Source organism: Sphingomonas sp. AP28, assembly GCF_056680455.1.
The window spans coordinates 3,918,832-3,931,480 of the sequence record NZ_CM155283.1; the positions used below are offsets into that span (position 1 = coordinate 3,918,832).

Consider the following 12,649-nt stretch of genomic DNA (forward strand, 5'->3'; position numbering starts at 1 on the left):
ACCGTTCGTCCAGTGATTCGAGGGGGAGCTTACGAATGATTGCAGAGATCAGCGCGGGCCTTGGCAGCCTGAAGGCGGCGAAGGACTTGATCCAAGCCATGAACGGTATGCAGACAGGCGCTGCTATCAATGACGTCAAGCTCACGCTGCAGGGTCATATGCTCGATGCCCAACAAAGCTTGTTTGCTGCACAAGAGGCGCAGTCTGCGAGCACCGGCCGCATACGAGAGCTTGAACAGCAAATCGTGCAAATGAAAGACTGGAGCGCAGAGAAGGAGCGCTACAAACTTCACGATATTGGAAGAGGTGCTATGGCTTACGTGCCGAAGGTTGGCATGGAGCAAGGCGAGCCTCCGCATTGGCTTTGCATAAGCTGCTTCCAACAAGGTATTAAGTCCTTCATGCAATTTAAGGGCAACGTGTCTGGAAATAAGACAGCGGCTGATCGTGGAACGGATCAGACGTTTGCTTGCGATAAATGCAAATCAAGTTTCAAAGTAACTTGGCGAACCAGTCCATCAGTAGACAGAGAGCGCATGCATGAAGCTCTAGCACGTTTCGAAGCCGCTTTCGATGAAGCGGAGTCGAAAGGCTAACTGCCAGCCTCAGCACGAGCTTTAGGTCCATCGTGACATGGTTTGCACAAGCACTGGAGGTTTCCCTCGTCCCAAAACAACCGTTCGTCGCCGCGATGCGGAAGCCGGTGATCGGCAACCAGCTGCGATGTATCGCCTTCGATCCGACCACATCCCTTCATCTGGCACGTGAACAGATCTCGAATGAGCACGGACATGCGCAGCTTCTGCCACCGTGCCGTCTTGTACCACTTGCGCCAGCCCTGCTGGTCACGGTCCCGATCGAACGCCTGACGATCGCCCGGCAGGTATGACAGCCGGGATGCAGGCGCGGATAGGCGAGGGGGCAGGCTCTTCAGTCGGCCCATGCGCATATGCCTAAACGGCGACGGGCGGCGTGACCGAAGCCGCGCCGCCCGTCGAAGGGGTCATCAGGGGAGGGATGCTGCGAACCCGAAGGCCCAACCCAGCGTGTCAATAAATAGATGGATTTGGCGCGATAGGACCACAAGAGAATGTTGCGGCCATTGATTTTCACCCTCTTGACACGTGCGGACTAGGATTTGTGCGGTTCACAGCGTTGCAGATGGCGGTGATAGTTCGGGAGTAACGCATCTGCACGCCCGTCACCCCCATGCGCACGCCCAGCTTCGGCATCAGCCGCCGCCACGGGATCTCGCGCCTGCCACGCGCCAGTTCGTGGATGGCCAGCCCGATTAGCTTGCGATCATCAGGCGCAATCGCATCAAGCCAGCCGAAAGCCTCTTCCATCTCGGCAATATCCTCACGGGTCTGCGATGCCGGACGTAGGGCGACGTCGGCACTGGTCCCGTCGCCACCGCGCGCGTCATAGTCACCAGCCGACACGTCTCGACTAATCTCAGGCCACGCGCACCGCAGCGTCTGCCATCCACGCTCGCGGTCCGGGTAGCGCCAGCACGTGAGCATGGCCTCCACGAGACGATCCTGCACGTCGTCGAATGACATGAACGCGCGTGGAAGGGGCTGTCCTTCCATCGGAGGGGATACGTCGGCGGGTGGTCCTTCCATTATATCGGTCCTTCTGGTTCGCATGATTGGCGGATTTCCGCCGTTTCTGTTTGGTTCAATCTGTTCGATCGAAGAGATTGGAAGGGGTGGAATGATAACTTAGGGTCTTTCGTGTGCGCATGTGCGCGCACACGCGCACATGACGGGGAGACCAAGCAAAGCTCTTCCACCCCTTCCAAGCCCGCAGAAAACCGCCATTTTTGTCCTTCCAATCGTAGTTCCAGCCGGAAGGCAAACCCCTTCCAAATTCAGCTTAAAGCGGCTCATCATCGAAGTAGGGTCCGGGATCACCGCCGTATCCAGAGCGGCCAGCATCGGCGTCGACATAGTCGGCAACCGACTTCGTCATCTCAATGTCGAGCCACTGGATGCCGTTCGACGGCTTCTTCTCGAACCCGCGATCCTCCATCGCCTTCGAGAAGCCCTGTGTCTGCCACTCCGCCGAGCCGCTGGCCTTGGACCACGCCTTGAACAGGTCGAACAGCGCCGACGACTTTGAGCGCGCTCCAGCGACCGCCTTGGTGCACTCGTCGAGGAACCGGCCTAGCTGATCGCTCTGTTCGCGGTATTTGGCCGTCGCCGCGATCACGCTGTCGGGCTCGACGAGACCGTGCTCACGCCAGTCGAGAAGGCCCTCCATCAGCCGGTTGAAGATGCCGGACGATTCCTTCTTCAGCTTCTCCGGCAGCGCCTTGTCGACTGCCTCCTTGGCGATCTGCACGTCCCACGGCACCAGCATGACGCGCCGCCATATCCCGTCGTCATGGCCGGTGATCTTGGGCTTGTGGTTGCCCGAGATGGTCACCTTGAACGATGGCAGGAACGAGAAGAAGCCCTTGTTCAGATGGCGCGCGTCGATGAGCTCGCCGCCCGTGATCAGCTTGATCAGCGCCTCCGCCAGCTTCGCGCCCTTCTCGGGCTCAGACGTGCGCAGGAACCGGATACCGGGCAGGCGGGCAAGATCCGGCGTTGCCTCACCGCCCTTGCGACCACGGCCCTGGTCGAGGAACGTCTCGATCCCGACCGATCCACCATAGTCCCCGGCAATGTAGCTCCAGGCGTCCACGAGCGTCGACTTGCCGTTGCGGCCCTTGCCGTGAAAGAACGCCAGCTTCTGTTCGCTGATGTCCCCGGTCACGCTCAGGCCGCCCCACTGGTGGAGGAAGCGCCGCATCTTCTCGTCTGGTTGCACGACTGCGAGGAACTTGTCGTATTCCGGGCTGGTCGCCTTCGGATCGAACACGACGTTGGCGATCTTGCTGATCAGGTCTTCGGGACGGTGCTTATCCAGCCGCATCCCCCATCGCGTGCCCATTGTGATCGGCTTGAGGACACCCTCGACCATCGTCCACCGCTTGCCCTCCTGCGTCAGTCGCAGCGTACCGTTGAGCAGGTTCACGGCCATCCGGTCCGCGTCCATGGCGTCGGCGCGGATCGAGACGTCGATGAACGACTTCACCAGTCCGGCGATGCATCCCAGCCGCTGCGATCCCTCGCTTGACTTCGCATGGTCGCGCAGCATGTCGCTGTAGTAGATCGGCACCTTGTTATCGCCGCTGCCCTTCCACCGGACGATGAAGTCCAGCGTGGCGGCGCGCTGCTCGTCCGTTGCGTGCTCGGGAAGCTCTTCCTTCAGGCCACTGGCCATGACGAGGTCGGCCTCGTGCCGGATCGACCGTACGGTGTCGAAGACGGCGAGACTGACCTTGCCGGGGATCTTGTCCTTTTCCTCGGACAGCAACTCCCAACGCCGGTTGTCCCATACGAACCACCCGAGTTCGTTGCAGAAGCGGAAACGCCACGCATGCCGCGCCCTGAATCGTTCCGCATTGCCGAGGTCCGTGGTCGCCAACACCGCGCATTGGCGATCCAGCGCTTCGTCCTTGGCCGGCGCAATGCGCCCCCCTGACCCCCCAGCCTGTGCCGCGGGGCTGATGGTTCCGTTTTGGAAGGGCTCGGAAAATTCATCTTCGCCGGGTGCGGGTTCGAACCGCCCGACGTCCTCGGCATAGGCATCGAGCGGCGGAACCTCGGGCGCGTACAACGAAGAGGATGCGGACCGGCCGCTATCGCGACCGCGCGCCGTCTGCGCGCCTACGGCGCCGAGATCACGGGGCTTTGCATTGGCGAAGCCGTTGTCGATCGCCTTCAGTGCGCCAGCCAAGTCGTCGTTCTGCGGCATGGCGCGTACGACCGATTCGAGGCCGGCCCGCACGAAGCCCTCGGCGATCGCGCCCGCCATGACGAGACCGCCCATCTTCATAGCCGAGTGATAGATCCCGGCGTTGCGTCCGCCCCATCGGCCACCGCCGACCGGAGTAGCCGCGAGTTCGTCCATCTCTTCCTGAAGCGCGATCTGCGCGTACCGCTTGTGGCGCGCGTCGACGTCGACCGGGAAGACATCGCGCGGGACGTATGCGGACGCGGTGGCATCAGCCGGGTCGGCCTTGCGCTTGCCCGTCGATGACCGCAACACCGCGACCAGCTCGGCTGGCATCGCGACGATCTTGGCGTTTGCGTCGCCGCGCAGCCAGCGATACGTACCGGTGGCATTCTTGGCATCGCCCTCGCAATGGCTTGGCGGTACGATGGTGTAGCCGCCTAGGCCGCGGACATCGATATGATCGGGCAGGTTACCGCGGTTCCCGATCGGGTCGCCCTCGGGCATCTGGAAATAGACGTGCACGCCGCCTGAGGGTGTGCGCACGGCAAGGCTGGTTGGCAGCGCGCAGCCGATCTGTTCTTCGAGATCGGCCTTCAGCTGCTCCAGCGTCCATTCTTCGCCGGTGGATCGATCTATGCGCGGGTCGAAATCGACCACGATCAGATTCGCCTTGCCGACCGACACGCCGATCATGGCCTTGGGCCACTTGCGCCACCAGGCAAGGATCTGATCCTCGTCACACGTCGCCCTCGAAACGCCGCCCGATCCCTTGATCGGCTTGCCTGCCGCGTCACGGTCCTGCGGCACGAGAGGGCGCTTGTTCGTGACCGAGCACGGGAACACGGGCCAGCCACGACGCGCGAAAGACAGCGCCGCCTCAAGGTGAGACGGCAACGAAGTGGAAACGCTCACAGATCATGCCCCCGGCAAATTGGCGGCAGACGACCGATACCGGTCTGCCAGCGGCGCGACGTCTCGACCGTTAGAACGGCACGTCGTCGTCCAGATCGTCGATCGAGCCGCCGCGCGAACCGCCAGCGCTGGAGCCGGCAGCACCGCCACGAGTGTCGCCATAGCTGGAATAGTCGGTGCGGCCGGGGTCGGCCTCGCGGCGATCGAGCAGCACGAGCGTTGAGTTGAACGCGCCCAGTACGATCTCGGTCGACCAGCGATCGTTACCGGCGTTGTCTTGCCACTTACGGGTCCGCAGGGCGCCCTCGATGTAAACCTTCGCGCCCTTGCGCAGGTACTGCTTGGCGACCTTCACAAGCCCGTCGTTCATGACGACGATGTTGTGCCACTCGGTCCGTTCCTTCTGCTCGCCCGACACGCGGTCCTTCCAGCGCTCGGACGTCGCGAGGCTCATGTTCACGATCTCGCCACCGTTCTGGAAGCTGCGCGCCTCCGGATCCTTGCCGAGGTGGCCGACGAGGATAATCTTGTTCACGCTGCTCATGACATCATTCCCAATGCGCGGAGGTAGACCTCAAGGATCGCCTGCCGCTCGTGCTGTTCCTCGGGCTTCTTCGCCCGCAATTTGATGATGTCCTGGAGGGCGCTAGGGTCGTATCCACGGCCCTTTGCCTCCGCCATGACGTCCTTGATGTTGTCCGCGATGCCCTTCTTCTCTTCGATCAGGCGCTCAGCCCGCTCGATTAGAAGGCGGACCTCGTCAGCGGCGACTGCGCCACCCTCGAAGCCGTTGTGGCGGGGGTCGAGGCCTTCCTCGCCTTCGGGGTGGGGCGGGACGTAAACGACACTGCCACCATCCCTCCGGTCAGCAATCCAGCCGGCACCGGCGAGCGCCTTCGTCATTGACTTGAGCGACGGACCGGCAGCGCGAATATGTCCCGGCAGATGCTCGGCGACGTCCTCCAGGGTGATCTCGTAGCGGTCGACGAGCATGGCACCGACAGCCGCGGCGACCTGCGTATCGAGCTTCTGCTTCATGCGCGTGCCAGACCAGTAATTGCACCGGTACCGACGATGAGGATGCGGCGATATGTCGGCGCTGCACAGCCCAAAACCTTGATCAGGTGCGCCGCTACCATCGCCTCGATTCCATGCTTCACGGCAGTCTCGGTCAGCAGGGCCTTAGCAGCTAGCTGCTTGTCGGTGGGACAGGGCCGACCGTGCTGCGCAAACCGCTCTAAAACCGGAAACAATGCGTCAACAGTCGCCGCCTCGTCGTCGACGAGTTTTGCGGACGGCGCGACCAGCACCGGCCGGGCAAGACGCGTCAAAGCGGTCGGCTCGCCGGTTCGGTGCGCCCGATAGTTGAATACGGTGGGATCGAGCATCGATCGCGGGCGGGTCAGCACGACGAGGCCGCGACTAGCAAGCGCTCGCATGTGCTTTGCCCCGGCAGAATTTACCGGCAGGCAGGCTCGAGTGGCGTAGAGGAACACGTCGCCTTTCTTGGCGACTTCCATCCACGCATCGATCCGTGCCGGACTAGCGACGATGCCGGGCGCTTCGTCATGTTCGGCGAGCAGCTGCAAAGTCGCCACAGAGATCACGCGGCCCTCCGCATGGGCTCGCTGCCGATCTCGAACCAACCGCCGTACGGAGACCGATCCCAGTCGTTGATCGTCACGGCGCAACGGGTGAACGCGAAGATCTGGTGGCCGATGTCGGCAGCGGGTGTGATCTCTCCCGCCATCATTCGATCCATCGTGATCTGGCCAATGCCCACTTTGCGCAGCAGCTTGTCGAGCGTACCGACCGGCTCCTGCATGATCCATTGCGCCAGGCGGCGGGCACCTTCGTTCGGTACGCGCACACCCAGGCGCAAAAGCCGCTTCGTCGTCATCACTTTCCCTCCGCTGCGCTGGTGAGTTCGGCCGCGAGCGCGCGCGCCGTGGCGCGAAGCCGCGCCTCTTCGACATGATCGATCTGCCCATCGCTGCGCGCGTCGCAGATCTCGAATGTCAGACCGCAAGTTTTCGCGGCCAGAGCATCCCAGTTGGTCTCGCTTCGTTCCGTATCGATCAGGCGTTTGCCGGCCGGCTCGGTCAGCATGTCGATCGCCGCCGCAGGCAGATGCTGCGAAAGCGCGAGCAGCGCGTGAATCGGCATGGCTGCGCCCGCTGCGTAGGTGCGCAGCGTTGACAGCGGGATCTTGGTAGCTTCAGCTAGCGCCGGGTAGTTTACCGCGCGCGTCTGGCCGACGAACATAACGAACATGTTCATCTGCCGCTCGGCGACATCCTGCGCGAGATGGCGAACGTCAGCCATGATGGCGTGATCCTTCTTCCGTAATGCGATGGGCATGGACAACAGGCAGCAGCACGACCGAACCGCCGATTGCTTCGGCAATCCGCTCGTGCGCACCGCGCAAGGCGATGCTGATCAGGCGGGCTGCGCGCTCATCGGCGAGGCGCTCAATTTCAGCGACCTGTTCTATGGTGAACCGGGCGCTCACAAACAGCGCCCATCGGGGGAGAGGTTTGCGACCTCTCCCCGTCCGGCTATCGTCGTGTTTCCACACACCGACGAAGGAGTATCGACTTGGACGAGATTGCCGCAGGTCGCTTTGCATTCAGTTACGCCTACGAGGCCACCAACCTCATTCGCCTTATCCAGTGGGATCGAGCCGATCCCGACAACATCCGGAAGCTCATGGCCGACGCGACGCGGGAAGCTAAGCGCATCTTCCCGGACTATTCCGCTGGCATCGATGCCGCAGCCGGTGACTACGAGGCTGCGATCGTCCGAGGCATGCAGCTCCGGGATGAGCGAAAGCATATGTCCGGTGTCGGCGGGTCTTCCGAGGCCTGAGACTCCGACCCAATCATGGGGGGCAACGGAAACTTGCGTCACCTCCGATACCGTGTCCGCGTGATGGTAAATCATGCGGACACCTGCTCGGCATCGAAGGGGTCATATCCTGCCATGAAGGCGCGGATTTTTGCGTCCGTTTCCGGCCACGCACGCCGACCGCCGCGAATGTCTCGGACAAAATGCGGGTCTTTGGCTGCGAGTCTGCCGAACGTCACCGGAGCCATATTGTTCAGCGCCAAGAACGCTTCGATTGCTTCGGGCAGTGGAGGAAGTGGCGTATCCATGAACCATGGCTTACGTAGGACGTGTCCTACCGTCAAGCGGGTAAAGTAGGATGCGTCCTAGCGTTCTAGCGAGCCGGGAAATGTGGGAAGGTTCCTACATGTCCGAACTCGAACAAACACCCTTGCAAGCTGCGGTGAAAGCAGCGGTCGATCAGAGTGGCAAAGCCCGCGATCATTTAGATAAGATTTTACGGGAGCGCTTGAAGACGTCCGGCAAGCCGCTGTGGGACATCGAGCGGGGCAAGAGCAAGAAGCCCGAACCAAGAACGCTGCGCGCAGTTGAGATCGTTCTTGGACTTGTACCTGAGACGCTCGTCACTCTGGTTCACGGGCCTAGATTACCCGATATTCCATCATCACACCAAACGTCAGTCGACGACGATCTGGTGGAAGTGCAGCAGATCGACCTATCGTATGGCATGGGGGCGACTTTCACCGATAGTCCGGTTCAGGTCGATTTGATCCGTTTCCCTAAAATCTGGCTGAAGGCAATCACTCACTCACCACCCGCAATGTTAACTTGGGCTAGAGGCAGTGGTGACAGCATGGAGCCCACAATACACGACGGCGACATCGTCCTTCTAGACAGATCGCAACGCCGTGTATCTGTGCAGGATGCGCTATGGGCGTTCACGGTTGGAGATATTGGGCAAATCAAACGGTTACGAGTTAAGGGTGACCGGATTGTTATTCTTTCTGACAATCCCAACGTACCGCCGGATGAGGAACCGGCCGATCTGGTCAACATCGTCGCCCGAGTAATTTTCATTGGAAGGCGAACATAGGCATTAGTGCCTTCAATAGGACAGGTCCTACTTTTGCATTGACACTGTAGGACGCGTCCTACTAGTTGCGTCCATCAGGGCAACCCGCCCGATGGGAGTTGCGAATGCGCGCCGTCACCAAGCCCCGTCCGAACGAACCAGCATGCTCGTTCGACGTCTTCCTAATCCCCCTCGATCATCCGGCCCCAGCGTTCGCTGGCACGCCACGCACCCTGCGCGCTCACATCGGCGCGCGCGAGTTCGGCGACTTCGGCACCGCCCTGATGGCGGAGCGCCCGGCATCGTCTGACATGTCGAACCGGGTTCAGCGGTGGCGTAATGACGAAGTCACGATGCGCGCGGATTTGCCGCTCCCACACCCAGATCAGATCGCCGAGGATCGCAGGTTTAGCCTCCTCTTCATTGTAACGCCGCTCGCGATCGTCATAGTTGTCCTCGCCGGCCTGATCGCCGCTTGGCTCAAAGGCGCGCTCTGATGGCGCGCTGGTATTTCGCATCCGAGATCGATGCCGAGTATTGGTTCGGCGGTAGCGAAACGCGAGCGGAAGCGATCGAGAAGGGCCGGTTCTGGGCGAAGGGCGAGGCATTCTGGATTGGTCTGGGCATCGCTTCCACCAACAAGCTGGACATCTTCGACCCCGCTGTCACCTCGGTCACGCTCGCGTTCGATGACGCGAACGAGGAAAACTACGGCGAAGACGGTGAGGCCGGACCTATCTACTGGCGCGAGGACCATTGCGCTGATCTGTCTCGCCGCCTCAACGCCGTGTTCGGCGCGTGGGCGCGTGAACACGGGTACGAGCGTGGCTGGATGCTCGATTTCACCGAGCAGGAAGAGATCCGCCCGATCCTGTCGCTTGCACGTGCGGGAGGGCAGGGCTGATGTCGCCATTCGTTCCCCCGACCGCCGCGGATATGCAAACCGCGCAGCATATCGTCGACAGCCCTCCGGTCATCCATAACTACGCCGCCTGCGAATGGGACGAGATGCACGAGGACGGCCAGGTATGGCTGGCGGCGATCGTCCGTGAAGCCGCGCGCAATGCCGGTGGCAAATCGCCGCGGCGTGTCGTCGTAAGCATGGACGCCCAGGTCAAATGGTCGGTGCGCACGTTCTTCCGTGCCACCCAGAACCATGCAGGCGGCGTAGTCCTCGGGTTCGCGCCAACGTTCTTCGCGATCGGCGTCGAGCTGATCACCGGCGACACTAGCGGCGTGGCGATCATGGTCGGGCCGTTCTGGCTCGGCTTTGCCGTCAGCAAGTTCGATCGGGAGGCCCGCTGATGGAGAAGGCAGCATGACGGCCTTCCGTCACCTTGCCTCCGCCAGCGGCAGTGCCTCGATCAGTGCATCGATAGCCCCGTCTTGGAAACTATGCGGTCGCACCCGTCTATCCGGCAGTGAGATGCGCAAACGCCGCCTTTCCGAATGCGTCATCGCTTTCGCGCGTTTGGCCATATCCCGGAGCGGCCCCTCGAACAGGACCTCGACGTCCTCGGCAGCACCAGTGTGTGACTTGCCGGCCATCCGCACCATGGTTGCCTGTTCATTCCACGGAACGTCCATCGCTATCCTTCCCCCTAAACGTGTGCTCGTTCTACCAGCGAAACGCTTTTTGCAAATTGATCTACATCGAGATGGAAAGCGGGCATGACCGAGCGTCCCCGCTTCATCTACGCCTATGCCGAGATGGCGCTGGTCGCCGATGACGTCCGAAAGAACCGGGCGGAAGGCGATCCGGCGTTGGTCGAAGCTGGCAAGCTGTCGGCCGATGATGCGACGACACGGCTGCGGATCTCAACCGCGATCGCCGTCGACTGGAAGCACTTCGCCCGCATGGAACTGCCGCCTGTCGATGGCGCAACGAACGCCGAGAAGATCGACAGCCTCACAGCCGCGCTGGCTGGTGCCGTGAGGCGTCGCGATCACATGCAGGCCGCTATAGTCGCCGAATACGGACGCGCCGTCGCAGCGCTGTCGCTGAGCGAGCTATGGGCCATCCACGACGCGCACGACACCCGATCGCAGCGGATCGTGCCGTACCTGCACTGGGAGAGCTACGCAGCCGCGCTGGAGGCCATGCTCTGGTGGCAGCAGCGCCCGCGCTACGAGGGCCGGCGCTTCATCACGATGGTCAACCAGCAGCTACGCAACATGGGCTATGTCGAGCAGCAGAGGGTGGCGGCATGAAGCACGATCCCGCATTGATCGCAATCGTGAAGGCGCTTGCGCGCGCCGCCGCCGCTCGGGACTATGCGGCCAGCCGAAAGAAGGAACATGACAGTGCGGACGGTCATCTACGCGCGATTTTCAAGCCAGCTACAGAATAGCCGCTCGATCGACGACCAGATCGCGGTATGTCGCGAGCGCGCTGAGCGCGAGGGCTGGTCGATCGTCGAGATCTTCACCGATTACGCGATCAGCGGTGCTGCGGGCATCGGCGAGATGCAGCGCCCCGGCCTTCACGCCATGATGGCCCGCGTGGAGCGCGGCGGTGTCGATCAAGTCTTGGCTGAATCGACCGATCGCATCGCACGGCATCAGGGCGACAGCTTCGCGATCCGCGACCGGCTGTCCTTTGCTGGCACACGTCTGTTCACGCTGTCTGACGGCGAGGTGACGGAGATTGCCGGCACCTTCAAGGGGCTTATGGATGCGCAGTTTCGCAAGGAACTGGGCGCCAAGATCAAACGGGGCCAGCGCGGAACGGTTGCATCGGGCAGGTCCCCTGCCGGGCTGGCCTTCGGTTACAGGACGGCCAATCGGATCGACGCCGCAGGACGTCCGGTCCGTGGTCTGCGGGAGGTTGACGCCGATCAGGCCGACATCGTGCGCAGAATCTTCGAAGAGTTTGCAACCGGGCGGTCGGCTCGCACGATCGCAGCCGCGCTGAACGCCGAAGGCATCGCAGGCCCGCGCGGCTCGCACTGGCGAGCGTCTACGATCAACGGCGACGCGACACGTGGCAACGGTATACTCCGCAACGAACTCTATGTTGGTCGCCTGGTCCACAACCGGACTAGCAAGGTCGTCGAGCCAGTGACCCGAAACGTCCGCATCCGACCTAACCCGCCATCGGAATGGCAGACCGAAGAAGTACCGCATCTGCGCATCGTGCCGCATGCGCTCTGGGACGAGGTGCAGGGGCGCCGCGAGACGTTCGAAGGGCTGAAGCCGGCACGCTGCGTACGCCCGCGCCGCATGCTGTCTGGCTTGGCAACGTGCGGGGTCTGCGGCCAAGGCTGGATCGTCATTGGCACCGACCGGTGGGGATGCACCAAGCACAAGGCAGACGGCAGCTGCACGAACAATCGCCAAATTATCACTGCGACATTCGAGGATCGCGTCCTATCCGGGCTGCGCGAACGCATGCTCGATCCCGAACTCGTTGCCATGTTCGTTCGCGAATATCACAGCGAGCATGCACGGCGATCCATCGACGCTCGCCGATCCAGCGGCAAGTTGGATCGCAAAGTCGCGGAGGCGAATGCTAAAATCGAAAGGCTGGTAGCTGCGATCTCGGGTGGCGGCGCTGAATTCGCGGAAGTGAAGGACGCTTTGGCGCAGGCCCGCGCTGATCGGGACCGCGCCGCCGCCGAGCTTCTGGAGATCGAGGCGCTACCGGTGGTCGCGCTGCATCCGGCGATCGCAGCCGACTACCGCCGGCAGGTCGAGCATTTAGATCAAGCTCTGGTCGACCCCTTGGCACGCGATGCCGCTATCCCCGCGTTACGCGAGCTGATCGACCACATTGTCATCACGCCGCACCCAACCAAGCGTGGCGTCGAGATCGAGGTACAGGGGCGCCTCGCGTCGATGCTGGCACTGGCCGGCGCAATGCCAGCGTCGGAACGGATGACTGCTTGCGGCGCGTTCCCTTCACCCGCTCCAATTCTTCCCGCTATCGCGAGACTATGGTTGATCGGAGAGGTGAGGCAGGCTGTAGCGAGCAGTGCGGCCGGGGGCGTTTCGTAAGCAAGATATTTGTGCGTGAGAGCGATCACGCCG

Annotated in this window: 18 protein-coding genes and 1 pseudogene; 9 read left to right on the plus strand and 10 right to left on the minus strand. The window is 62.1% G+C overall.

Translation table 11 applies throughout. The features are described from left to right. Positions 1-35 precede the first annotated feature (35 nt). Both AC1MH0_RS18110 and AC1MH0_RS18115 read left to right on the plus strand, forming a co-directional pair. Complete coding sequence (locus AC1MH0_RS18110) at positions 36-596, plus strand: hypothetical protein (RefSeq protein WP_480963905.1); 561 nt, start codon at positions 36-38, stop codon at positions 594-596. A gap of 32 nt (positions 597-628) precedes the next feature. After that, on the plus strand, positions 629-889 hold the full coding sequence (locus AC1MH0_RS18115) for a hypothetical protein (protein WP_480963906.1): 261 nt from the start codon (positions 629-631) through the stop codon (positions 887-889). Between the two features lie 220 nt (positions 890-1,109). Here AC1MH0_RS18115 and AC1MH0_RS18120 read toward each other — a convergent pair whose 3' ends face one another. The 8 genes and pseudogenes from AC1MH0_RS18120 to AC1MH0_RS18155 all read right to left on the minus strand — a co-directional run bounded on the left by AC1MH0_RS18120 (position 1,110) and on the right by AC1MH0_RS18155 (position 7,213). Further along, positions 1,110-1,562 (minus strand): hypothetical protein, encoded by a 453-nt coding sequence (locus tag AC1MH0_RS18120; protein ID WP_480963907.1) that lies wholly within the window; start codon positions 1,560-1,562, stop codon positions 1,110-1,112. A gap of 316 nt (positions 1,563-1,878) precedes the next feature. Continuing rightward, positions 1,879-4,683 (minus strand): phage/plasmid primase, P4 family, encoded by a 2,805-nt coding sequence (locus AC1MH0_RS18125; protein WP_480963908.1) that lies wholly within the window; start codon positions 4,681-4,683, stop codon positions 1,879-1,881. 88 nt (positions 4,684-4,771) lie between these two features. Continuing rightward, complete coding sequence (ssb, locus tag AC1MH0_RS18130) at positions 4,772-5,245, minus strand: single-stranded DNA-binding protein (RefSeq protein ID WP_480963909.1); 474 nt, start codon at positions 5,243-5,245, stop codon at positions 4,772-4,774. Then, positions 5,242-5,478, minus strand: a pseudogene (locus tag AC1MH0_RS18135) (DUF2312 domain-containing protein); the annotation flags it as partial. The pseudogene AC1MH0_RS18135 and the gene ssb, both read right to left, overlap by 4 nt. A 257-nt stretch (positions 5,479-5,735) precedes the next feature. Beyond that, positions 5,736-6,308: a hypothetical protein gene (locus tag AC1MH0_RS18140; RefSeq protein ID WP_480963910.1), complete on the minus strand. Its 573-nt coding sequence runs from the start codon at positions 6,306-6,308 to the stop codon at positions 5,736-5,738. Next, positions 6,305-6,601: a hypothetical protein gene (locus AC1MH0_RS18145; protein ID WP_480963911.1), complete on the minus strand. Its 297-nt coding sequence runs from the start codon at positions 6,599-6,601 to the stop codon at positions 6,305-6,307. Before AC1MH0_RS18145 ends, AC1MH0_RS18140 begins: the two co-directional genes overlap by 4 nt. Next, positions 6,601-7,026, minus strand: a complete 426-nt coding sequence (locus AC1MH0_RS18150) for a hypothetical protein (RefSeq protein WP_480963912.1) — start codon at positions 7,024-7,026, stop codon at positions 6,601-6,603. The genes AC1MH0_RS18145 and AC1MH0_RS18150 overlap by 1 nt, the downstream gene beginning before the upstream one ends. Continuing rightward, positions 7,019-7,213, minus strand: a complete 195-nt coding sequence (locus AC1MH0_RS18155) for a hypothetical protein (protein WP_480963913.1) — start codon at positions 7,211-7,213, stop codon at positions 7,019-7,021. Before AC1MH0_RS18155 ends, AC1MH0_RS18150 begins: the two co-directional genes overlap by 8 nt. 86 nt (positions 7,214-7,299) lie before the next feature. Between AC1MH0_RS18155 and AC1MH0_RS18160 the strand changes: the two genes are divergently transcribed. Then, complete coding sequence (locus AC1MH0_RS18160; protein WP_480963914.1) at positions 7,300-7,569, plus strand: hypothetical protein; 270 nt, start codon at positions 7,300-7,302, stop codon at positions 7,567-7,569. Between the two features lie 71 nt (positions 7,570-7,640). On the opposite strand, the gene AC1MH0_RS18165 is transcribed toward AC1MH0_RS18160, so the two are convergent. Further along, a complete protein-coding gene (locus tag AC1MH0_RS18165; protein WP_480963915.1) occupies positions 7,641-7,856 on the minus strand; it encodes a hypothetical protein in 216 nt (71 codons plus the stop codon). A gap of 98 nt (positions 7,857-7,954) precedes the next feature. On the opposite strand from AC1MH0_RS18165, the gene AC1MH0_RS18170 reads away from it, so the two are divergent. From AC1MH0_RS18170 to AC1MH0_RS18185, 4 genes are all read left to right on the plus strand, one after another. Next, on the plus strand, positions 7,955-8,641 hold the full coding sequence (locus AC1MH0_RS18170; RefSeq protein ID WP_480963916.1) for a S24 family peptidase: 687 nt from the start codon (positions 7,955-7,957) through the stop codon (positions 8,639-8,641). A gap of 104 nt (positions 8,642-8,745) precedes the next feature. Then, the gene (locus tag AC1MH0_RS18175) at positions 8,746-9,117 is read left to right on the plus strand and encodes a hypothetical protein (RefSeq protein ID WP_480963917.1); all 372 of its coding nucleotides are present in this window, start codon (positions 8,746-8,748) and stop codon (positions 9,115-9,117) included. Continuing rightward, positions 9,117-9,524: a hypothetical protein gene (locus tag AC1MH0_RS18180; RefSeq protein WP_480963918.1), complete on the plus strand. Its 408-nt coding sequence runs from the start codon at positions 9,117-9,119 to the stop codon at positions 9,522-9,524. The genes AC1MH0_RS18175 and AC1MH0_RS18180 overlap by 1 nt, the downstream gene beginning before the upstream one ends. After that, on the plus strand, positions 9,524-9,925 hold the full coding sequence (locus tag AC1MH0_RS18185) for a hypothetical protein (protein ID WP_480963919.1): 402 nt from the start codon (positions 9,524-9,526) through the stop codon (positions 9,923-9,925). The genes AC1MH0_RS18180 and AC1MH0_RS18185 overlap by 1 nt, the downstream gene beginning before the upstream one ends. A gap of 27 nt (positions 9,926-9,952) precedes the next feature. Here the strand turns inward: AC1MH0_RS18185 and AC1MH0_RS18190 are convergent, their stop codons facing one another. Continuing rightward, positions 9,953-10,207, minus strand: a complete 255-nt coding sequence (locus AC1MH0_RS18190; RefSeq protein ID WP_480963920.1) for a hypothetical protein — start codon at positions 10,205-10,207, stop codon at positions 9,953-9,955. Positions 10,208-10,291: 84 nt separating this feature from the next. Between AC1MH0_RS18190 and AC1MH0_RS18195 the strand changes: the two genes are divergently transcribed. Together AC1MH0_RS18195 and AC1MH0_RS18200 are read left to right on the plus strand one after the other, a co-directional pair. Then, positions 10,292-10,831 carry a hypothetical protein gene (locus AC1MH0_RS18195; RefSeq protein WP_480963921.1) on the plus strand — a complete coding sequence of 180 codons (540 nt, stop codon included), beginning with the start codon at positions 10,292-10,294 and terminating at the stop codon, positions 10,829-10,831. A gap of 36 nt (positions 10,832-10,867) precedes the next feature. Next, a complete protein-coding gene (locus AC1MH0_RS18200; protein WP_480963922.1) occupies positions 10,868-12,616 on the plus strand; it encodes a recombinase family protein in 1,749 nt (582 codons plus the stop codon). Positions 12,617-12,649 lie beyond the last annotated feature (33 nt).

Excerpts from the sequence above, each read along its gene's own strand:
- AC1MH0_RS18165 (WP_480963915.1), bottom strand. The coding sequence starts at position 7,856 with ATGGATACGCCACTTCCTCCACTGCCCGAAGCAATCGAAGCGTTCTTG.
- AC1MH0_RS18110 (WP_480963905.1), top strand. The coding sequence starts at position 36 with ATGATTGCAGAGATCAGCGCGGGCCTTGGCAGCCTGAAGGCGGCGAAG.
- AC1MH0_RS18195 (WP_480963921.1), top strand. The coding sequence starts at position 10,292 with ATGACCGAGCGTCCCCGCTTCATCTACGCCTATGCCGAGATGGCGCTG.
- ssb (WP_480963909.1), bottom strand. The coding sequence starts at position 5,245 with ATGAGCAGCGTGAACAAGATTATCCTCGTCGGCCACCTCGGCAAGGAT.
- AC1MH0_RS18180 (WP_480963918.1), top strand. The coding sequence starts at position 9,117 with ATGGCGCGCTGGTATTTCGCATCCGAGATCGATGCCGAGTATTGGTTC.
- AC1MH0_RS18170 (WP_480963916.1), top strand. The coding sequence starts at position 7,955 with ATGTCCGAACTCGAACAAACACCCTTGCAAGCTGCGGTGAAAGCAGCG.
- AC1MH0_RS18190 (WP_480963920.1), bottom strand. The coding sequence starts at position 10,207 with ATGGACGTTCCGTGGAATGAACAGGCAACCATGGTGCGGATGGCCGGC.
- AC1MH0_RS18175 (WP_480963917.1), top strand. The coding sequence starts at position 8,746 with ATGCGCGCCGTCACCAAGCCCCGTCCGAACGAACCAGCATGCTCGTTC.
- AC1MH0_RS18185 (WP_480963919.1), top strand. The coding sequence starts at position 9,524 with ATGTCGCCATTCGTTCCCCCGACCGCCGCGGATATGCAAACCGCGCAG.
- AC1MH0_RS18145 (WP_480963911.1), bottom strand. The coding sequence starts at position 6,601 with ATGACGACGAAGCGGCTTTTGCGCCTGGGTGTGCGCGTACCGAACGAA.
- AC1MH0_RS18150 (WP_480963912.1), bottom strand. The coding sequence starts at position 7,026 with ATGGCTGACGTTCGCCATCTCGCGCAGGATGTCGCCGAGCGGCAGATG.
- AC1MH0_RS18120 (WP_480963907.1), bottom strand. The coding sequence starts at position 1,562 with ATGTCATTCGACGACGTGCAGGATCGTCTCGTGGAGGCCATGCTCACG.